Origin of the sequence: Nitrospira defluvii, assembly GCF_905220995.1 — a bacterium.
In the GTDB taxonomy this organism is placed as follows: Bacteria; Nitrospirota; Nitrospiria; order Nitrospirales; family Nitrospiraceae; genus Nitrospira_A; species Nitrospira_A defluvii_C.
The window spans coordinates 638728-660436 of sequence record NZ_CAJNBJ010000001.1 but is presented as its reverse complement, the minus strand read 5'-3'; the positions used below and the strand labels follow the sequence as shown (position 1 = coordinate 660436).

The window sequence follows — 21709 nt, the reverse complement described above, 5'->3', positions numbered from 1 at the left end:
AGCGATGCTTCCCCTGCCGCACTAGAGCAGCAGATACACGGTCAGGATCACCACGGCGCCCAGGGTCATGCCCAGCGCATAATGTTGTGTTTGTCCGCTCTGCGTGAGGCGAATGAACCAGCCTCCCCAGGCAATTGCCCGGGCCACTCCATTGACCGCCCCATCGATAATCGCCACATCGACGTGCGTCCACATCCCCTGTGCAGCGGACAGAGTCGGGCGCACAAACGACCGGTCATAGGCCTCATCGATGTACCACTTGTGAAGCGACAGCTCGTACGCGGCGCGCCACTGCTGCGCGAGACGGTCAGGCAGCGTCGGATTCAGCACGTACAGATAGTAGGCGGCGGCGATGCCGCTCAATCCCATCAGCGTGGCCACGGCCATGATGCCCAGGGCCGCGCCGCCTTCATGATGCGCTGCCGTTCCCTCCCCGTGGAAAACCGGCTCCAGGAAGCCCGGGATGCCGAGGTACCCGGCGACGATACTCAGCACGGCCAACACCATCAGTGGGACCGTCATGGTGGTCGACGGCTCATGGACATGAGCGGCATGGTGCGCATCCATACGGGACTTGCCCCAGAAGGTGACGAAGACCAGTCGGAAACTATAGAAGGCGGTGACTCCGGCCGTGATCAACCCGCAGATGGCCAAGACCTGACCGAGCGGGCCGGCCGACCAGGCGGAGACGAGCAGGTCGTCCTTGCTGAAGAATCCGGCCGTGAGTGGAAATCCGGCCAAGGCCAGTGAGCCCACCAGAAACGTCCAGTAGGTGACGGGGAGTGTGTCTTTCAAGCCGCCCATGTGGCGCATGTCCTGTTCATGGTGCAGGGCGATGATGACCGACCCGCAACCGAGGAACAGAAGCGCCTTAAACGCGCCGTGGGTCAGCAGATGATACATGCCCGCGCCGTACGCGCCCAAGCCGCAGGCCATCACCATGTACCCGAGTTGGCTCATGGTCGAGTAGGCCACGACGCGTTTAATGTCGGTCTGGGTCAGGGCGATGGTGGCCCCGAGCATCATCGTGATGCCGCCGATGACTGCGACGACGGTCAGCGCGGCGGGCGACAAGTCGTAGAGCGGGGAGAGCCGCGCCACCATGAACACTCCGGCCGTCACCATGGTGGCGGCATGGATCAGGGCAGAAATCGGGGTCGGTCCTTCCATCGCATCCGGAAGCCAGACATGCAGCGGGACTTGTGCGGATTTGCCGACCGCTCCGGTGAAGAGCAGGAGGCAGATCATGGTCATGACCGACACGTCCCAGGTGCCGCCGAACGGGCCGAGAAGGTTTGTGGTCTTGGTGGCCAGTTCTTGCGCGTGCGCGAAGACGGTGGCGTAATCGAGCGAGCCGAAAGAATACCAGACCAGGAAGAGCCCGAGGATAAAGCCGAAGTCTCCGACGCGATTGACCAGGAAGGCTTTGGTGGCGGCGGCGCAGGCGCTCGGCCGTTCATACCAATGCCCGATGAGCAGGTAGGAGGAGAGGCCGACCGCTTCCCAGAAGACGAACAATTGCAGGAGATTGTCCGCCATCACCAGCATGAGCATGGAGAAGGTGAACAGGGCGATGTAGGCGAAAAAGCGCGCGTAGCCCGGTTCGCCGTGCATATAGCCGATGGTGTAAATGTGCACCAGCGTGCTGACAGTCGTAACCAGGATCAGCATGACGGCCGTGAGGCGGTCGATGGAGATGCCGATGTGAATGTCCAGGTTCCCCGAGGTCAGCCAGGTATAGAGGGTGACATTGATCGATTGGCCGGTGGCCACGTCATGGAGGGCCAGCAGCGACAGCAGGAACGACCCCACCATAGCCGGAACCGCCACGAGGTGCGCGCGGTCTTTGATCCACTGTTCGCCGATCCCGACGATCAGAAACGAGAACAGGGGAAGGAATGGAATCAATGCATACAACATGGTGCGAGCAGTTACCGTTTCAACAGGTTGAGATCATCGATATAGATCGACGAGTTGGTTCGGTGCAGGGCGATGATGATGGCCAGTCCCACGGCCACTTCCGCCGCCGCCACGGTCAACGCAAAAAACACGAAGACCTGGCCGGCCACCTGATGGAAATATTCGGAAAAGGCCACGAAGTTGATGTTCGTGGCATTCAGCATCAGCTCGACCGACAGGAGAATCACAATGATGTTGCGCCGGATCAGCACCCCCACCACGCCGGTGAGAAATACAAACCCGCTCAGCACCAAATAATAGGATAAGGGAACGGTCATGCGCGCCTGCCGGTTATGGGTGACGGGTGATGCCTGATGATGTCGTTCCGATACACAGCAGGGTCCCTCTCGCCTCGAAATCGATCACTCTGTCGTCTCAATGATGTCCTTCTTGGCCAGAATGATCGCGCCGATCATCGCGACCAGTAGGATCAACGAGGCGACCTCGAAGGGAAACAAATAGGTGGAGTACAAGGCCTCGCCGATCATCTCTGTATTGCCGGTTTCCGCGGCGGCTTCTGCGGATCCTCTCGGAGCAGAAGGGGCGGTTCGGGATTGAATGAGCAGCAGCAGCACTTCCGTGCAGAGCGTCACGCCCAGGAGTCCTGCCACCGGAAGTTGGTTGTGGTAGCGCTCCTCGGACCGGATGCTCAGCAGCATGACGACAAAGAGATACAACACCAGGATGGCGCCGGCATAGACGACGATCTGCACGGCCGCCAGGAATTCTGCGTGGAGCGTGACATAGAGTCCCGCCACGTGAAAAAACATGATCAGCAGCGCCAGCGCACTGTAGACAGGGTTTCGCAAGGCGACGACCAGCACGGAGGTGCCGGCGATCACTGCAGCAAAATAAAAGAAAAAAATGTGGTCCATGCGTCCGCTATCGAGTCCGAATCAGGTCAATGGCCCTGCCCCCTGTTGCCCCGGTTGTCGGCCCGGTGGCAGCCTGTTCCGCTTCAGTCGTCTCTGTGTGGGGGGCCAGCACGGAGGACGAGGCGGGCGGCCTAGTTCTCCTTTTGCGGGAGATGCTTGAACGTGACGTTAAAAAACGCCACGTTCGGATGCTGCAGCTCAAGGCGCTTTTCCCGGACGGGAAACGCGCGGTCGCCGATGGCGAGCAGCTGTTGCTTATTGAGATGGAGTTGGCGCTTGTCGTACACGGCCCATTCGAATTCGCGGGTCATGGCCAGGGCATCCACGGGACAGGCGTCGACGCAGAGCCCGCAGAATAGGCAGCGCGTCATGTCCATATAATATTCTTTGGAATACCGCTTGGTCGGTTCTCCGGGGACTTCGCCGCTGACGACCCGGATCACCCGCGAAGGGCAGGCCGCTTCACAAAGGTCGCACCCCACGCATTTTTCCGTCCCGTCGTCGTAACGCAACAGGGAGAGCATGCCGCGGTAATTGTCCGGCAGCAGGCGTTTCTCGTGCGGATACTGCAGCGTGATCGGCTTGTAGTTGAGCAAGTGCGTGAGCGTAGCCTTCATCCCCACCAGCAGTTCATAAAACGTCAACGTCTTCAGCCACTCGCTGAACGGTTTCCGTTTGGTGTCTGTTGTGACGGCGGCGTTCATGGCACTCCCTTACCGCGGGAAGAAGTAGGCGGCGATGGCCGTCAACACGATGTTGCCGAGCGCGATGGGCAACATCACTTTCCACCCGAATCGCATCAGTTGGTCGTACCGCAGACGAGGGAGCGTGGCCCTCAGCCAGAAGAACAAGAACAGGAAGAAGTAGACTTTTGCGGCAAACCAGACGACGTTTTCAATCCAAGCCAGCGCATCCAATCCAAGGTGTCCAAGGATGGTGCCCGGGTAGGGGGCGTTCCACCCACCCAAGAAGAGGGCCGCGGCGACGCAGGAGACCAGGATCATGTTCGCGTATTCCGCGATGAAGAAAAAGGCGAACCGCATGCCGCTGTATTCCGTGAAGAACCCCGCCACCAATTCGCTTTCCGCTTCCGGAAGGTCGAAGGGCACTCGGTTCGTTTCTGCGACCGACGAGATGACATAGACCACGAACGCGAAAATCTGTGGGAAGGGCATGGCGATGACGAACCAGTTCCAGAATCCGCCGGCCTGGGCCTCGGTAATCTTCACCAGACTCAGAGAGCCGGACAGGAGGATGACGCCCACGATCGCGAGCCCAACGTTCAATTCGTAGCTGATGACCTGCGCGGCGGAACGGAGACCGCCGAGCAGCGAGTATTTGCTGTTGGACGACCAGCCGCCGAGGATGATGCCGTAGGCGCCGATCGAGGCAAAGGCCAGGATATACAGAATGCCGATATTGATGTCGCTGATCACGAACGGCTTGACCTGCATGCCGAACAGTTCGATGGTCATGCTCGGCCCGAAGGGAATCACCGCAAAGCCGATCATGGCCGGCACCAGCGCCAGAATCGGCGCCAGCGTAAAGAGGAACCGGTTGGCCCCGGCCGGGATGATGTCTTCCTTAAAAAAGAGTTTCAGCCCGTCGGCGATGGGTTGCAGCACGCCGTAAGGGCCGACTTCCATCGGACCCATGCGATCCTGCATCCAGCCGAGTACTTTTCGCTCAGCGAGGGTGAGCACCATGACGGTCAGCATCACCACTCCCATTACCGCGGCGATTTGAGCGAGGGACACCGCCAGTCGTAATCCGATTTCCATGACAACAATACTCCTCGTCCCGTCCTACGAGACCTTCGCCAGAGATACGTGCGCGAGCTTAAAATAGGGGATTTGAGTCCGGGGATCAATCGTCCATTCCGCGAGGTGTTTCGCCTCGCCGTCGAAATGCTCCGGGAACCACAACACACCGGCCGGTACCCGCTCGCGCAGCTTGACCCTGGTGGTGATCGCTCCGCGGGTATTGGACATCGTCACCGTCTCGCCGTCCGTCAGTCCCAATTGAGCGGCATCCGACGGATTGATCGACAGCACCCCGTCCTGTTGCAACTGCAGGAGCCCCTTCGATCGCGTGGACAACTTCCCTGAGTGGAACAGCGTTTGCGTAAAGACCAGCGTGAAGGGGGCGTCGGCCGGGTTCGTGATTTGGCGAACGGCGTACCGGGACGCGATGTCGGTTGCAGCACCCTCAGCGAGATAGCGGCTGAGCGTGGCCTGGTCCACCTTGGGTGATGTGGGCGTCGGTCCCAGCAGGCCGTAGCCTGGGATGACGCTCCGGATTTCTTTGAGAATTTCCCGCGCGTCACCATATTCGAGCGGGACTCCCATCAAGACCGATATGGCGGACAACATCTCCCAATCCGGGCGGCTGTCACCGATCGGATTGATCGCCTGTCGAACCGCCTGGACATGCCCTTCTGAATTGGTAAAGGTGCCGTCCTTCTCCATGTATGAACAAGCGGGGAGGACCACATGGGCCATTGCCGCTGTTTCAGTGAGAAAGAGCTCCTGACAGACCAAGAGCTCCAGTTTGGCCAGTGCGTCTTTCGCTCGGGCTGCGGCGGGCAAGCTGCCGACAGGGTTTTCGCCGATGACGAACAAGGCTTTGAGCGACCCCTTGTCGGCTGCGGCAAGCATCTCCGTGAGCGAGGCGCCCGGCGTATGTGGCAATTCTTCCCGCCACACCGAGGTGATGCGGTCACGGGCCGGTTGATCGTTGAGTGGCATCGGCCCGGGGATGAATTCGGCGACCGCGCCCATCTCGACCGCGCCCTGATCGTTATTTTCTTCCGCCAGAGGCCCGAGCCCGCAGCCGGGCTGATCAAGTTTGCCGAGGAGGATCAAGAGGTCGAGGAGATTCGTGGTCGTCGCCTCCGCGCCCGCCTGACGCAAGACCCCGTTACCGACCAGCACGACCAGGCGCTTAGCCTTCGCCAAGAGCTGGGCGGTCTCCGCCCACCTGGCGCGAGTCTGACCGGTGGCGGCTTCCAAGACGTCCCAGGAGGTGCCGTTCAGGGCCGTGGTGACACGTTGAACAAAGGCCGGCGACTGTTGGGCCAGGGTAGCGTCCACCAGATTGCCTTCCACGACCGCCTTGAGCAGCCCGAGGACGGTGTTGCCGAATTGCTCGGGATGGGTCGGGAAATGTTGGGTGGCCAGGTTGACGATGTTGCTCAGCGTATCGACCGCCGGTTGCAGTGTTTCGATTGTGACGAGCGCCGCCTGCCGCTTTTTGACGGCTTCTTTGACCTTCAGTCCTGTGATCGGACTGGTTTCGGTGACATTGGTGCCGACCAGCAGCAGGGCGTTCGCGGCGACGATGTCTTCAAAGGCGATGGTCCAGCGATGGGTACCTTGGACGCGCCGCAAGGCCTGGATGCCGTTGAGATGCCCGTAGCGCGCGCTGCTGTCGACCCGATTGGTGCCGATCACCTGGCGCATGAATTTCTGGAAGACATACAGGTCTTCGTTCGTGCAGCGGGAGGCGATCAGTCCGCCGAATGCGTCCGGGCCGTGCGCCAACTTCAAGCGGAGCGCCTGTGCCGCAACAAATTCCAGCGCCTCTTCCCACGTGGTTTGAACCAAGACGCCGTCGCGGCGGATTAATGGGTGGGTGAGGCGGTCGGCGTGGCTGCTGGCATGGAAGCCGAAAAACCCGCGCGCACAGAGATCGCCGTTGTTCCGCCCGGCGCCGTGAGCGGAATTCACCTCGATGAGTTCGTTGTCCTTGGTTTGCACGGTGATCCGGCAGCCGTCGCCGCAAAACGTGCAAATCGTGTCGGCGCGCTTGAGCATCCAGGGGCGGTATTCGTACATCGATAACCGGCTGGTAATGGCGCCGACGGGACAGATTTGAATACACCCGCCGCAGAATTCGCAGTCCAGTTCATGTGGGCCGAAGTGTTTGATTTCCGTCATCGTGCCGCGGCCTACCGGAGCGAGCGCTTTGACGTCCATGATCTCGTCGCAGTACCGCACGCACCGCAAGCATTGGACGCAGCGATTCATCTGCGTTTCAATGAGCGGGCTGAAGTACTCTTTCTGGAAGATGCGCTTGGTTTCGGTAAACCGGCTGGTGGTCGGGGTGTACTGATGCGAGAAATCCTGGAGGTCGCACTTTCCGCCTTGGTCACAGACCGGGCAATCGAGTGGATGGTTCGCCAGGATGAATTCCAGCACGGACTTGTGTGCATCGTCAACGGTGGTGGTGGCGGTACGGACGGCCATGCCTTCCGCGACGGGCGTGCTGCAGGCCGTCTGCAGCTTCGGCATTTTCTCGACTTCCACCAGACACATCCGGCAATTCGCGTCCGGCTTCAGCTTGGGGTGATAACAGAAATGCGGGATCATGACGCCGACGCGCCGGGCGGCCTCGATTACGAGGGTACCCTTGGGAACCGCGACCGTGGTGCCGTCGATGGTCAGGCGGACTGTTTCTGGCTTTTGATCAGGCATCGTGTGAACAGCTCTTACTGTTCGATTTTCAATGGTGAATGTTTAATCGAACACTGAGAATTGAGCATGGAACATTCCTGAGTACTGTTGTGCGTCATGGGAGACGTCAATGTTTCGTCCCTACCGGTTCCGGCCGGATCAAATTGGCGGCCTCAGCCGCCTGAATCAGGTCGACATATTCCTGGCGCCAATGTTTGAGCGTGCTTAAAATCGGAGACACCTCGGCGTCGCCGAACGCGCAGACCGTTCGACCGGCGATGTTCTTACACAGGTCGGTCAGCGTTTCAAGGTCTTCAATGCGGCCGCGTTTGTTGACGATGCGGCGCATGATCTGGACGAGCCAGGAGCTACCCTCCCGGCAGGGGCTGCACTTGCCGCAGGACTCATGATAGAAAAATTCCATCAGGCGCAACGCGGCCCAGACCATGTCGGTGCCCTCTTCCATGACGGTGACGCCGCCGGACCCCAGCATGGAGCCCGCCAAGGCCACGGATTCGAAATCCAGCTTCACGTCCAGGTGCTCCGGCGTCAGGAACGGCGCGGAGGCCCCTCCGGGAATGAATGCCTTGAGCGGCTTGTCTCCCCGCATGCCACCGGCGTGTTCGTAGATCAACTCGCGGAACGTGATGCCCATCGGCACTTCGTAATTGCCAGGTTGTTTCACGTGTCCGCTGACGCAGAAAACCCGGGTGCCCGTGCTCTTGGGGGGCGAGCCGATCGAGGCGAACCATTCGGCGCCGCGATTCACGATGTGCGGCAAGTTGGCGAGGGTTTCGACGTTGTTCACCACGGTCGGTTTGTTGTACAGACCGTGCGTGGCCGGGAACGGCGGCTTGACCCGGGGGAGGCCGCGTTTCCCTTCGAGCGATTCCAGCAGGGCCGTTTCTTCCCCGCAGATATAGGCACCCGCTCCGCGATGGACCCAGATATCGATCGAGGTGTTGGAGCCGAAGATGTTCTTTCCGACATAACCGGCGGCGCGTGCTTCCTTGATGGCCGCTTCCAGAATCTTGGCGCCTAGGACGAATTCCCCGCGGATGTAAATGTAGGAACTGGCCGCTCCGATCGCGTAGCACGCGATCAACATCCCTTCCAACAATTGATGCGGGTCGCGCTCGATGAGCTGGCGATCTTTGAACGTGCCCGGTTCGCTCTCGTCGGCATTGCAGCAGAGGTAGCGGGGGCCCTGGTAGTCCTTCGGCAAAAATCCCCATTTCACGCCGGTCGGAAACCCGGCGCCGCCGCGCCCGCGCAACCCCGATTTCATGACGATCCCGGTGACTTCCGCCGGGCTGAGTTGTCCGAGCACTTTTCGCACGGCCTGGTACCCGCCCGCGCGTTCATATTCCGCCAACGAACCGGCATAGCCGGGCTGGAGCATGTTTTTCAACAGAATGGGTTCGTACTTGGGCATCTTAACTCCAGAGCGTATGGCTTCCCGCTGATAGCGCGGACATGCGTCCTTGATTCCCGCCATGCCATAAGCTATCGGCCATTAGCTCTTTACCCCGCTCGGTTCCGGCCACATGAACGGACCAGTCTTCAGCGACGATGTGCCGGTCTGTCGCAGGTCCGCGAGAATGCGATCCAGTTTTTCTTCCGTCAGGCGCTCATAGTAGTCGTCATTCACTTGCATCATCGGACCGGTTCCGCAGGCGGCGAGACATTCCACGATGCTGAGCGTAAAGAGCTTGTCCGGCGTCGTTTCTCCAGGCTTGATACCGAGCTTCGCGCCGACCCAGCTGATGACCGTGTCCGATCCCACGAGAGCGCACATCAATGATTTACAGACCTGCAGGTGGAATTTCCCCACCGGCTTGAGGTTCAGCATCGTATAAAACGTGGCCGTCTCATACACCTGCGGAGGGGTCAGCTTCAAGATCCCGGCGATTTCCTGCATAGCGGCTTCCGTGACATACCCCTCTTCGCGCTGTGCCAGATACAACAGCGGCAACAGCGCCGAACGCTTCACCGGATATCGGGAGAGGATCTCGTCGATTTCTGCCTGATGCTTGTCTTTCAGCATAGTCCCTATTGCCTCAAAACGATGAGGGCTTGAGCCAGGGTGTCCCTACGTGCGCGCGTGGGACGAGGTCCTTCCGAGGGCGCGCGTTCCGCGAGCACTGCGGACATCATGGCTCATGACCCTCATCGATCACATTCCCCCATCACGATATCGTAGGTGCCGAAAATCGTGATGATGTCTGAAATCAGGTACCCGCGCGCCATGTGGTCGAACGCGCCCATGTGAATGAAGGATGGGGCGCGAATCTTGAGCCGATAGGGGCGAGGGCTGCCGTCGCTGACGACGAAAAACCCGAGTTCGCCCTTCGGGGCTTCGGTTCCGCAATAGGTTTCACCCTTGGGTGGCTTGAAGCCTTGCGTAAAGATAATAAAGTGGTGAATCAAGCTTTCCATGTCGCGCATGACCTTGGCCTTCGGCGGTGGGATCACGTGCGGCACATCCGCCATGATCGGCCCTTCCGGCATCTGGTCGAGGCATTGCGCGATGATGCGCGCGCTCTGCCGCATTTCCTCCATGCGCACCCAATAGCGGTCGTAGGTATCGCCGCGTTTGCCGACAGGTACTTCCCATTCCACCTTGTCGTACACGCCATAGGGCTCGTATTTGCGTATGTCGTAGTCGACCCCCGACCCGCGAAGCGTCGGGCCGGTCAGGCCGAAGTTGATCGCGTCTTCGGCCGAAATCACCGCGATGTCTTTGGTTCGCCCCACCCAGATCCGGTTGGACATGAGCAGTTGGTTGTATTCGTTGACCTTCTCCGGGAAGGTGTGGAGGAACGCCTTCAGCTTGGCCACCAGATCGGGCGTGAAGTCGCTGTCGACGCCGCCGATGCGGTAGTAGTTCAACGTCAGGCGCGCGCCGCATAATTTTTCGAACATGTCGAGCAGGATTTCGCGCTCCCGAAACGTCCAGAAGAAGACCGTCATGGCCCCGATATCAAGGGCCTGGGTGCCCAGCCAGAACAGATGGCCGATGATGCGCTGCATTTCGGCGACGATCGTGCGGACATACTCCGCCCGTTCCGGCACCGTGATGTCGAGCAGTTTTTCGACCGCGCGCACGTAGGCATAGTTATTGGTCATCGCGCAGACATAGTCGAGCCGGTCGGTGTGGGGGATGACCTGCATGTAGTGGAGGCCTTCCGCCAACTTTTCGACGCCGCGATGGAGATAGCCGAGATCGGGGGTCGCCTTGACGATCCGCTCGCCGTCCAATTCCAGCACCACCCGAAGCACGCCATGGGTGCTGGGATGTTGCGGGCCCATGTTCAAGAGCAGTTCTTCGCGCCGTCTCGTCCCGCCTTGCGGTTCGGCTGCCCGATAGACCTGTTTTTCCTCCTCGGGAATTTCACCCTCGGTCTGTTCCTCAGGGGCTTCGTCCAGGCGGGGAATGAACGGAAACGAGCTGCGCCAGCCTCGCCCTTCGGCCGGAAAGTCTTTTCGCAGGGGATGGCCTTCTTCATAGTCTTCCGGCAGCAGAATGCGACGAAGGTCCGGATGCCCGGTAAAGGTGATCCCCATCAGGTCGTACACTTCGCGCTCCATGAACTCGGCGCCCTTCCAGATGCCGGTGACGGACGCGATCTCCGGTGACTCTTCCGTGATCCGAGCTTTGAGTCTGATCCGCCGCCGGTGCGGGATCGAGAGCAGCTGATAGATCACTTCGAACCGCTCGGTGTCGTTGGGGTAGTCGACGGAGCAAATATCGGTAATGTGATCGAAGGCCGCCTCCGGCGTGTCGTGCAGCCAGCGCGCCACGTCGACGATCCGTGCCGCCGCCACCCGGGCCGTCACTTCGTTGCGCGCGGCATCCACCTCCACGCCGCGGATGGCGTCGGGAAAGGCGGTCATGAGTCGTTCAAGCAGTGGTTGCATCGTTACGAAACACCGATGAGTGTGATCCGGTGAGGCAGGTGGAAGACGGGGATCTTCAACGCCGCGAGGTCACCATTCACGTTCCCGTTACCGGACAAAAATCTTTTCGCGCTGAATCTTTTCCTGCAGTTTCAACAGCCCGTCCAACAGCGCTTCGGGACGGGGCGGGCAACCGGCGATATAGACGTCCACCGGAACGATCTGGTCGACTCCCTGCACGACGGCATAGCTGTTGTAGTGATTGCCGGACGTGGCGCAGGAGCCCATCGAAATGACGTAGCGCGGCTCGGCCATCTGGTCGTAAATGCGGCGGATGACGGGCGCCATTTTGCGTGAGACGGTGCCGGCCACGATCATCAAGTCGGATTGGCGGGGCGAGGCGCGGAACACACCGGCGCCGAACCGATCGATGTCATACCGCGACGAGACGCTGGCGATCATTTCGATGGCGCAACAGGCCAATCCGAAGGTCATTGGCCACAAGGAGGATTTGCGCGCCCAGCCGACGAAGGCATCGAGATTCGTCGTCAACACATTGGCATCGAGCTGTCTTTCCAGAAAACTCATCTTTCACTCACTCCCAGATCTGAAATGGGATTGATCGGGTGGCATCGACCAGGGCGCCCATCCGCCCGCAACGAAAGGGACCCACTGGGGGATGGGTGGAGTGAGGACGGATGGGCTGGTCGATGACAGGACCCGATCAATCCCATTCCAACGCTCCTTTTTTCCATGCGTACCAGAACCCGACAATCAGGATGGCGATGAACACCACCATTTCGGCCAATCCCACCAGGCCGAGTTTCTTGAACGCGACCGCCCATGGAAACATGAAGACGATTTCGATGTCGAAGATCACAAACAACATGGCGATGATGTAGTACCGGATCGGGAACTGCACCTTGGCGTCTGAAAACAACGGGCTGCCGCTTTCATACGGCGCCAGTTTGGCGCGATAGGGGCGGCTGGGCCTGACGATCCGCCCCAACAGAATCTGCACGGCGCCGAATGCAAACGCGATCACGATAAAAATCAGGATCGGGATGTAATTCAGCGGAGCCGCTTCGCTACCCATGACAGACCTGTGAATCGTGAAGCATCGTTCGTGAAGCGCCGGCTGACGTCTGACGATTGACTGGTGAGTCCCCGTTCGTATTCAAAATCGATCCGAAGAACGGCTTGAACTTCAATCCGTCCAACTCCGGTGTGGCCATCCCCTTGTGTTGCACCAGGACCTTGAAGGTCCGACCCATGCCGTCCGGCCGCAGCAGATGAATGGCCGCGTAAAACTCCGGGGATTCCGGCTCCAGGGATTCCAGGAACTGCTCGGCGCCCAGGCCGATCAGGAAACTCATTTGATTCGTGAATCCAGTCACGTCCAACCCGGCCTGCTGTCCTGCTCTCGCAAGGGCGGTGAAGTCTACATGCGCGGTCATGTCCTGCTCGCCGACCCGGTCGTACGCGTCTTCCGAGGTCATCTGGCTGTAATAGCAGAGGAACGTGCCGTTTTTGCGCTCCGGTCCATAGAGGTCTTCGGCGGTGTGACCATAGTCGATCGTCAGGACCGCGCCGCGGCGCATCACCTGCGCCACCTGTTGCATCCACTGGACTGCGCCGAGATTGATCTCCGTCCGGTATCCATCTGGGAGGCTGATGGCGCCTTCCCGCAAATAGGCCGCGAGGGCTTCGGAAAGCGGGCGGTACACCTCTGTGAAGCGGTCGTCGCGAATATCGACGAACACTTCCTGCGGGCGACCGTCGATCACCGCGAGGCGATGCACAGGAAACGCGTCGACTAGTTCGTTGGAGAAGAAGAGGCCGGTGACACTGTCCGACGGCAGATCCTCTAGCCGATCCAGCCATGTGACGCAACCTGTCTGGTCGAGCCACGGCGCTAAAGCTTGTTGCTGGAGTGTACGCATCGACGCGCTGCGCTCGATGAGGATGTACCGAAGGCGCTTACCAAAATGGGCGGGAGCGTTCCGGCAGGCGGCGAGAAAATCGCGCGCTAGTAAGCCCTTGCCCGCTCCCATCTCCACCACGGTAAAGGCATCCGGATGGCCAAGGCAGGCATCAAGTTGCTGGGCCTGTTTGGCCAGGGCCTGCCCCAGAATGGGATGCACATCGGAACTCGTATAGAAATCACCCGACCATCCGATACGTTCCTGAGTCGGGTGATCAACGGGTCGCACGTAATAACCGTATTGCGGATGATAGAGGGCCAACTCCATGAAACGCACGAACGGAATCGGACCTGTCGCAGCAATTTCAGCTTTGATATTCGCCAGGAGTTGAGGATGTCCAGTGCTCAAAGTGACACCACCCTTGTCGGTAGTCGATTCCTGTTTCACGCGCCATCGCAGAACACAGGTCTTCTACCGGATTCTCTAGGGAAAAGAGTGGGTTAGATTAGCCGTTGGCTCTGCGGCAAGTCAAGGTGAAAAGACCCGGCAGGCGCGGCGGCGAGCCCAGTCTCGGTGCTCGCAGACCGCGCGCGATCGGATTGTGCTCGGTCGATGCGCGCAGTAGAGACCATCTCGCAGGTCGCTTCACAGGAGTGACGAGGTACAAGGCCGCCTCCGTTCGCTACGTGCGCACCCACAGGGAACCTAAGAAGATTGGCTGAAGCCAGCTGGTTCTGTGGGACACTCGAACGAAGAAGCCCTCGCCGCGCGGCAGGCTCATACGCAGTTGTGCGGTCCTCGCCCTTCGTATCGGTTCCGATACAACCTGCCAGACGATGAGATACGTCGCGCCGCGCGAATCCCGAGCACAGGGTCAAACACGTCCATTCGCATGTTCGTGAAATCACGATCAGTGCGTGGTGCCATTTCTATCGGCATGTCGTTTGCTTTTTTCGTCTTGCGTGCGTGAACACCGGTTGCTCCATTGCCCGACACCGTGCCGAGGACATTCCCTGTAGTCGCACACGGCCTTACGCGGGCGAGTGACCTCATGACTCACAAACCAAGGAGGGTTCCCATGAACGCACCGCGCGCCGATCTCATTCCCAACCCCGTAGGCCCGTTCCCCCCGCTCCCTCAGCCGCTTCCGGAAGTACCCATCCCGCAACCACAGCCTATTCCTCAACCGGGCCTCGAGCCGCTGCAACCGTTCCCAGTTCCTTTCCCTTGGCCGCCATTGAAGTTTCGGAGTGTGCGTTGCGGCTGCTATCTGCTCAATTACAAGCCGTCGGGGAGTCCCTTGGTGACCTATGACGGCACGTTGCGCGTGGAGTGCCATGGCAGCGGCCGAACAGCGAGCGGCGACCTGTACCAACGCCCGCTCATTTGGTTGCCGTGGAAACCGGGGTTCCCGCCGATTCCCTCTTCCCCTTTACTTCTCCCAGGCCCCAGCCCGAGCGCCGGGATTCCTATTTTGTCCCGAGGTCGGTATCGGTACTACCTCCGGGTTACTCAGATTCTCGAATATTTTACGATCGGGACCAGCTTCACGCTCGGCTTTGAGATGTGGCGTTTCACGAAGAGCGCCGGAGCGTGGAGTACGGGCGGTACCTGGACGAACGAGGGCACCTTCACCGCGTTGATGTCGTGGCAGGCGGCCCCGGCCGGCTACCCTTCGAGCAGCGATTACCTGGCAGGCGACGTCAAGAACAGCAGCGGCACGGTCGTCGGTCGGCTGACCATGGGGTGGATTTCGGCCTACCTGCGGAAGGCGACGGTTGAGATCGACCGGGTAAGCCAGTCCGAATCGCCGCTGCACAACGGTGCGGGCGTGGATTGGAAGGCGATCGGTGACGGCATCGGGTGGGACATCACCGTCGACCAGAGTGACAGCAACCTGGTCGAGCCGAGCGGCGAGTCCTGGTCGGATGCGGAATGCCATGCGGCCATGCTGGCCAGGCGGGATGCCTCCAACCTGGACGCCGAATGGCGCTATCATATCCTGTGTGTGCGGCGGTTGGATTCCACCTCCCGCGGCATCATGTACGACGCATATGGCGGTGATTCCAACAACGTCCCTCGGGAGGGTTGCGCCATCGCTTCGCACTGGACGGTTCCTACCAGTGCGGAATGGGGTTTGGTCAAGGGGGTGCGCTTCGGTACGGCGACCTCCCCGTATTTTCGAACGGCGGTCCACGAAACGGGCCACGCCATGGGTCTGTACCACAACACGGGTGACAATGGCTTTATGAACACGACCGACGTCATTGCCAACAACTCCTTGTCTCCGGGGAGCGCTGTGTTTCCAAACAACGTGCAATGGTCATATCATGCGGACGACGCCAAAAGGTTGCGGCACATCCCGGATATTTATGTCCGTCCGGGTGGGACGCCGTTCGGCACCTCCTATGCCACGACACCGATCAGCCCGACTGATATGGAATTGTCCGCGGAGGGCCTCTTGCTGACGGTCACGCCGGTGCATGCTTCCGCGCCGCTCGGCGCCCCGATCCGGCTCAACCTCGAATTGACGAACACGACCGACGAGCCGGTGCCCGCTCCGGCCACCCTCTCCATGAAGAGTGGATTCGTCCGAGGTCACGTGACCGACCCGGCGGGGACGGTGCGTACGTTTTCGCCGATCATTCTCTGCGTGGAAGACCATCCGATGGTCCGCCTCAAGCCCCGACAGGGTGTTCGGAATTCGATGACGCTCCTGCGAGGCTCCCAAGGCGCGCTGTTTCCGATGCCGGGAGCCTATCGCGTGCAGGTGGAGGTCCATTGGGACCAAGGCGGGGTCGAGGTCGTCACGACTGGCTCGGCCGACGTGATGGTGTCGTCGGCTAGCGACGATGCGCACGCGCAGGCGGCACTGAAAGTGCTTTCCACACCCGACACGCTCCTGACTCTCGTTGTTGGGGGCGACCACTTGGTCGACGGGATCGAGGCAATTCACACGGCCTTGAAGAACCCGGTGCTCCGGCCGCATTATGCCTATATCGAAGCCAAGCGTCTCGGCGAGCGCTTCGGCACGCGCAAGGCGAACTTGAAGGCCGTGGCGGATTTGCTGGACGAGGCCGTCGTCATGAGCCCGGCGGAAATTCGCCGAGCGGCCGAATTGGCGAAGCACGAGGCCGGCGACGGCGCCGCGAAAAAGGTGATCGCCAAGAAGCTCAAGCACAAGGCGGCGGGGCTGAAAGGTGACGAGGAAGTCAAAGCGGTGGTGGAGTCGATCCAGTAACGTGCCCCTACCGACCGCCTGGATGGCGGCCATCGTATGGATGTGTGTCCCCGGCGTGGTCTTCTCGGTCGCGCCGGGGATGCCTATGGAGGACCGTATGCCAGAATCATTGGCTCCCCACGTGTTGCTCGGTCGGTGGGAAAAGCTGCCGCATCCTCTTTGCGCGCATCGTTACCCCGACATGCTGCAGTTTCAGGAAGGCGGCCTGTACGTCGGCCGCTCCGATCCGCCGGGCACGTTTACTCTGTGGGACGCAGGCACGTTCGAGCTAGTTGATCCCCACCACATTCGACTCTCAACGGCCAATGACGCGCTCATCACCTATGACGTGTCCTGGCAACAGGACCGGCTGAGCTTTGTCGATGCCGAGGGATGCGCGTTCGCATACCGCAAGATGACCTAAGGGGTGGCCGCTTCACAATCAAGTCACGGACTAGAGCAGGGGGCGACTAGTTCACTCGTATCAAGACGGGGCGAGCTGGCCTGGTGGCGCGAGTGGCGGAAGTTCGAAAACCGGCAGAGCGAAAGTGCGACGTTTTGCGATGCAGACCGCGAGCACTGTCCGAAGTGTCGCTGGAGCCATGTTTCCAGCGACACGGGTGGTGCAGATGAAAGGATCGAGGCTGCAGACGGTTGCGGGGTAGCGTTCAGCGATGGGGGCCGTTTGGCCTCATCTCTCACGCCCCGTGGCACTTCTTAAATTTTTTCCCACTTCCGCAGGGGCAGGGATCGTTGCGACCGGTCTTGTCCGCCTGACTTTGGGCCGGTTGCGGTGTCGGTTCGTCGCTGCGGTTGAGCACCATGCGTGGCGGCGGCGTCGGCTCGGGAGCCGGCGGTGGCGGCTGTTCGCCTCGCACGGCCTGCACACGGAACATGCGCTCCAGCACATCGGACTTGATGCGCTCCATCATGGAGCTGAACATGTCGAACCCTTCGCGCTTGTATTCGATCAGCGGATCTTTTTGTCCGTACCCGCGCAGGCCGATGCCGTCCCGCAGGTGGTCCATGCCAAGCAGGTGATCTTTCCAATGGTGGTCGATCACTTGAAGCAATAGCATTTTTTCCAGATACCGCATGAGTTCAGGACTGAGTTCCTGTTCTTTCTGATCGTAGGCGCGGCGGACCTGGGTCTGGATCTCCTCGATCAGGGCATCCCGGCCGACATCCTTGAAATGGTCGGCGACGCTCCCCTTGCCCTGGGTAATGTCGAGGGCGAACTGGCCCTGGAGGGCTTCCCCGAGGCCGTTGTAGTCCCACTCTTCTTGGTATTGATCGGCCGGGCAATAGGTGTCGACGAAGCCGTTGACGAGATCCTTCATCATGTCGTGAATATCTTGCTGGATGTGCTCGCCGGCCAACACCGCGTGACGGTGTTGGTAGATCACTTCCCGCTGCTTATTCATGACGTCGTCATACTCGAGGAGCTGCTTGCGGACTTCGAAGTTGTGCGCCTCGACTTTCTTCTGCGCGTTCGCGATGGCGCGCGTGACCATGCCGTGTTCGATCGGCACGCCTTCTTCCATGCCCAGTTTCAACATCATCTGGGATACGCGCTCGGAGGCGAAGATGCGCATCAAATCGTCTTCAAGGGAGAGGTAGAAACGCGAAGACCCGGGATCGCCTTGTCGGCCGGCGCGGCCGCGGAGCTGGTTGTCGATCCGGCGGCTTTCATGGCGTTCCGTGCCGAGGATATGCAGCCCGCCCAACGCGACCACTTCCTGCTTGTCCTTTTCGCACTCGGCTTTGATTTGTTCCAGGATCTGCTGCTTCCGTTCCTCCGTCAGGGTGTCGTCCTGATAGAGCACGCGCTTGAAGAGGAAATCCGCGTTGCCGCCCAGGAGAATGTCGGTGCCGCGGCCGGCCATGTTGGTGGCGATGGTCACAGCGCCTTTGCGTCCGGCCTGGGCGATGATTTCCGCTTCCTTCTCATGGAACTTAGCGTTCAGCACGTTGTGCTTGATGCCGTTGCGGCTTAAGTATCCGGCCAGGCGCTCGGACTTTTCGATGGAGATGGTGCCGACGAGAACCGGCTGTCCCCGCTCGTGACAGTCCTTGATCTCCTCGACGATGGCGGTGAATTTTTCTTTTTCCGTGCGGAAGACCACGTCGGCGTAGTCTTTGCGGATCATGGCCCGGTTGGTCGGGACGACGTTGACGTCCAGGTTATAAATCTTGGCGAACTCGCCCGCTTCCGTGTCGGCGGTCCCGGTCATGCCCGCCAACTTTTTATACATGCGGAAATAGTTCTGGAAGGTCACCGAGGCCAGGGTCTGGTTCTCGTTGGCGATTTTGACGCCTTCTTTGGCTTCCACGGCTTGATGGAGTCCATCGCTCCAGCGGCGGCCCGGCATCAATCGGCCGGTAAATTCGTCGACGATAATGACTTCGCCGTCCTTCACCACATAGTCCACGTCGCGTTTATAGAGCGCATAGGCCTGCAGCGCTTTCACGACATGGTGCACCAGATCCATGTGCTGCAAGTCGTAGAGGTTGTCCACGCCCAGCAGTTTTTCGACGCGGACGTTGCCTTCTTCCGTGAGCGAGGCGGTCTTGGTCTTTTCTTCGATCGTATAGTCATGCTCCGGTTTGAGCTGCGGAATGATGGCATTGATGCGGTAATACAGGTCGGTGGTCTGATCGGTCGGGCCGGAAATGATCAACGGGGTCCGCGCTTCGTCGATCAAGATGCTGTCGACTTCGTCCACAATGGCAAAGTGGAGCGGGCGTTGCACGCATTGGCTGAGGTCGCTCACGATCAGGTTGTCGCGGAGGTAATCGAAGCCATATTCGTTGTTCGTGCCGTAGGTAATGTCCGCGCGATAGGCTTCGTGCCTGCTGCAGGGCCTCAAGTGTTGGAGCCGTTTGTCGGCGGCATCGTAGGTCGGGTCGTACCAGAAAGAGGCATCGTGCTGAATGATTCCGACGGAGAGGCCGAGCGCATGGTAGAGCTGGGCCATCCAGGCGGCGTCTCGTTTGGCCAGGTAATCGTTGACGGTGACAAGATGGGCGCCTTTGCCTTCCAAGGCATTGAGATAGAGCGGGAGGGTGGCGACCAGGGTTTTCCCCTCACCGGTCTTCATTTCGGCGATCCGGCCCTTATTGAGGATCATGCCGCCGATCAGCTGCACGTCGAAGTGCCGCATGTTGAGTCGGCGGCGGGACATTTCGCGGCAGACCGCAAACGCTTCGGGCAGAATGTCGTCCAGGGTTTCGCCGTCTTCGAGACGCTTTTTAAATTCTTGCGTCTTCTCGGCCAGCGCCTGGTCCGACAAGGGCGTGAGGCTTGATTCGAGTCCGTTGATCCGTTCGACGATCGGGCGCAACGCCTTGATCTCGCGGTCGTTTTTACTGCCGAAGATAATGTTCAGGACTTGGGTCAGCATGCAGGCGTACCTTTGTTCTCGCGAGCCGGCCTACGGACGAGGCTCTCCTCGTGCCGCATGGGCTCGGCGGCGGAGTATACAGGAATCGAACAGGGAATCCTACCGAAACAGCGTCAAGGGTCTCAACCCTCTCCTCATCGAACGTGAGGAAGACGGCGCGGTGACGTCGTTGCTTTCGACTGCGCTGCTCTCTATAGTGGGCGCACCACTTCGTCGACTCTCTCGCCGAAGTCACCCACGGATTCCACTGCGGATCGTGATGCGGCAAGGGCCCAGCTGTTCGCGTCATTTCCTCACGAGCCTGCTGCTCGGTTGCCTGCTCGCGCTCACGCCCTCTTCCCCTGAAGCATGGTCGGCCTCATCTCCCTCGCCGGATGCAGCTCGCCGCAGCTACGAGCGAGGCGTGGCACTCTTTCGGGAGGGCAATGCGGACGGCGCGATCGAGGCGCTGAAAAAAGCCCTGGCGCAGAACCCCCGACTGGCCGAGGCCCACCATGTCCTGGGGCTGGTCTATTTTCAGAGCAAGCGCAACCCTGACGAAGCCATTCAGGCCTACAAGCAGTCGTTGAAATATGGCCCTCCCTCGGCCGAGATTTTGAACGATCTGGCCGACGTATATCTCGCGCAAGGGCGAGGCGAGGAGGCGGAGCAGGTGCTGCGCCAGGTACTGGATATTGCGCCGGGAAACGAAGAGGCCCACCTGGATCTGGCTCGACTCTATGAGGAGCGGCACGATCGCCCCAATGCCGTGAAGATGTATCAGGCGCTCCTCCGGGTACGACCGGACCACGCCGAGGCCATGTACCATTTGGCCAGTTTGTACGAGAGTCAGGGCGATCTCAAACAGGCGCGCGACTATCTGTCCCGTCTGACGCAGGCGAATCCCAGGCATGCCGACGCCTGGTATATGCTCGGGCGCCTGGCGGAACGGGGGAACGACCTGCATGCCGCGGCCGCCGCGCTGAAAGAAGCCATTGCGGTCAAGGCCGATTTGGTCGATGCCCATTACAACCTGGCCTTCGTCTACCGAAGCCAAGGGCTACTCGCGGATGCCGAGCGAGAGTTTTTAGAGGTCATCCGGTATCGCCCGGAATATGCCGAAGCCCACCTGAATCTCGGAATGGTCTACACGAGCTTGAATCGCTTGGAAGAAGCCGAGCGGGAGTATGAACGGGCCGTGGCGCTGAAGCCGAACTCAGCCGAGGCCCATTATAATCTCGGGGTCTTTTACGAGCTCCATCGCAAGGACATGGGGCGGGCATTGGCCCAGTACCGTCGCTATCGAGATCTCGGCGGGCGAGATGAACGTGTGGAACGCATCATCGGTCTGGGTGGAATGTAACAGGCCCCGGCCGAATGGCCCTCCGGAGGCCAAAAGTTGCGTTGACGCTTCCTCGACGAGTTTGTTAGCATGCCAGCCAGGTTTTGGTCTTTGTTATATGCGAAGTTCCCACTTCAAAGGCATCGTCTGGATTGTCGCCTTCGCCGTCATCGCGTTATTGGCGGTGACAACCGGCAGCGCCGTCGCACACGAACTCCAGCATGCGGCCCACCACGATGCCGCCATGCATGGATCAGGCATCTGCGCTTGGATGTGCGCCACCGCTGGGGTTCACGTTGCGACCCCCCTTCACGCGGCTCATCTGTTTTCCTTATCCGGTGATGTCGGGTGTCGTTCCAATCGATTACTCTCTTCCCAACCTCGTTCCTTCAGTCATTCTCGCGCACCACCTGTCTTTGCCTGATCTTCGTTCCCGTTGTACCGAATTCCGGCTCCGCGTGGCAGAGCCGTAGTGAACAGTCAGGCGAGGTGTCTCGCATGCTGTGGGTGCAGTCCTTTTTCACCGTGTCGTTTGGCCAGGGGAGTGATGTTCCGGGCAGGGTGTTTCCTGTTCACGGGACGCGGGGTGTCAGTTTCTGATGCCGGTGTCAGGTAGGGGGATGATGTCGGGCCATGTCTTGTTCGAGGGAG

16 protein-coding genes are annotated in these 21709 nt (G+C 60.0%); 3 read left to right on the top strand and 13 right to left on the bottom strand.

The window, feature by feature from the left end; all coding sequences use genetic code 11:
• Positions 1-21: 21 nt before the first annotated feature.
• The 12 genes from nuoL to KJA79_RS03080 form a co-directional block, all read right to left on the bottom strand.
• Positions 22-1920 (bottom strand): NADH-quinone oxidoreductase subunit L, encoded by a 1899-nt coding sequence (gene nuoL / locus KJA79_RS03135; RefSeq protein WP_213040542.1) that lies wholly within the window; start codon positions 1918-1920, stop codon positions 22-24.
• An 11-nt stretch (positions 1921-1931) separates the two neighbouring features.
• A complete protein-coding gene (gene nuoK / locus KJA79_RS03130) occupies positions 1932-2237 on the bottom strand; it encodes an NADH-quinone oxidoreductase subunit NuoK (protein ID WP_213040541.1) in 306 nt (101 codons plus the stop codon).
• A gap of 84 nt (positions 2238-2321) precedes the next feature.
• Complete coding sequence (locus tag KJA79_RS03125; protein ID WP_213040540.1) at positions 2322-2834, bottom strand: NADH-quinone oxidoreductase subunit J; 513 nt, start codon at positions 2832-2834, stop codon at positions 2322-2324.
• Between the two features lie 131 nt (positions 2835-2965).
• A complete protein-coding gene (nuoI, locus tag KJA79_RS03120) occupies positions 2966-3538 on the bottom strand; it encodes an NADH-quinone oxidoreductase subunit NuoI (RefSeq protein ID WP_213040539.1) in 573 nt (190 codons plus the stop codon).
• Positions 3539-3547: 9 nt separating this feature from the next.
• A complete protein-coding gene (gene nuoH, locus KJA79_RS03115) occupies positions 3548-4615 on the bottom strand; it encodes an NADH-quinone oxidoreductase subunit NuoH (protein WP_213040538.1) in 1068 nt (355 codons plus the stop codon).
• Positions 4616-4639: 24 nt separating this feature from the next.
• Positions 4640-7309 carry an NADH-quinone oxidoreductase subunit NuoG gene (gene nuoG, locus KJA79_RS03110; protein ID WP_213040537.1) on the bottom strand — a complete coding sequence of 890 codons (2670 nt, stop codon included), beginning with the start codon at positions 7307-7309 and terminating at the stop codon, positions 4640-4642.
• Positions 7310-7415: 106 nt separating this feature from the next.
• Positions 7416-8723 (bottom strand): NADH-quinone oxidoreductase subunit NuoF, encoded by a 1308-nt coding sequence (nuoF, locus tag KJA79_RS03105; protein ID WP_213040536.1) that lies wholly within the window; start codon positions 8721-8723, stop codon positions 7416-7418.
• A gap of 81 nt (positions 8724-8804) precedes the next feature.
• Positions 8805-9335, bottom strand: a complete 531-nt coding sequence (gene nuoE / locus KJA79_RS03100) for an NADH-quinone oxidoreductase subunit NuoE (RefSeq protein WP_213040535.1) — start codon at positions 9333-9335, stop codon at positions 8805-8807.
• Between the two features lie 122 nt (positions 9336-9457).
• Positions 9458-11209: an NADH dehydrogenase (quinone) subunit D gene (nuoD, locus tag KJA79_RS03095; RefSeq protein ID WP_213040534.1), complete on the bottom strand. Its 1752-nt coding sequence runs from the start codon at positions 11207-11209 to the stop codon at positions 9458-9460.
• A gap of 87 nt (positions 11210-11296) precedes the next feature.
• Entirely contained in the window at positions 11297-11776 is a 480-nt protein-coding gene (locus KJA79_RS03090; protein ID WP_213040533.1) for an NADH-quinone oxidoreductase subunit B, read from the bottom strand.
• Between the two features lie 136 nt (positions 11777-11912).
• The gene (locus KJA79_RS03085) at positions 11913-12284 is read right to left on the bottom strand and encodes an NADH-quinone oxidoreductase subunit A (protein WP_213040532.1); all 372 of its coding nucleotides are present in this window, start codon (positions 12282-12284) and stop codon (positions 11913-11915) included.
• On the bottom strand, positions 12277-13521 hold the full coding sequence (locus KJA79_RS03080) for a class I SAM-dependent methyltransferase (RefSeq protein ID WP_213040531.1): 1245 nt from the start codon (positions 13519-13521) through the stop codon (positions 12277-12279). The genes KJA79_RS03085 and KJA79_RS03080 overlap by 8 nt, the downstream gene beginning before the upstream one ends.
• A gap of 670 nt (positions 13522-14191) precedes the next feature.
• Here KJA79_RS03080 and KJA79_RS03075 point away from each other — a divergent pair.
• Both KJA79_RS03075 and KJA79_RS03070 read left to right on the top strand, forming a co-directional pair.
• Positions 14192-16354, top strand: coding sequence for a zinc metalloprotease (locus KJA79_RS03075; RefSeq protein WP_213040530.1), 2163 nt, complete (start codon positions 14192-14194; stop codon positions 16352-16354).
• A 97-nt stretch (positions 16355-16451) separates the two neighbouring features.
• Positions 16452-16757, top strand: coding sequence for a hypothetical protein (locus KJA79_RS03070; RefSeq protein WP_213040529.1), 306 nt, complete (start codon positions 16452-16454; stop codon positions 16755-16757).
• 274 nt (positions 16758-17031) lie between these two features.
• Here KJA79_RS03070 and secA read toward each other — a convergent pair whose 3' ends face one another.
• Positions 17032-19737, bottom strand: coding sequence for a preprotein translocase subunit SecA (secA, locus tag KJA79_RS03065; protein WP_213040528.1), 2706 nt, complete (start codon positions 19735-19737; stop codon positions 17032-17034).
• On the opposite strand from secA, the gene KJA79_RS03060 reads away from it, so the two are divergent.
• Complete coding sequence (locus tag KJA79_RS03060; protein ID WP_343224227.1) at positions 19715-21079, top strand: tetratricopeptide repeat protein; 1365 nt, start codon at positions 19715-19717, stop codon at positions 21077-21079. The two genes, secA and KJA79_RS03060, sit on opposite strands and share 23 nt — an antisense overlap.
• Positions 21080-21709 lie beyond the last annotated feature (630 nt).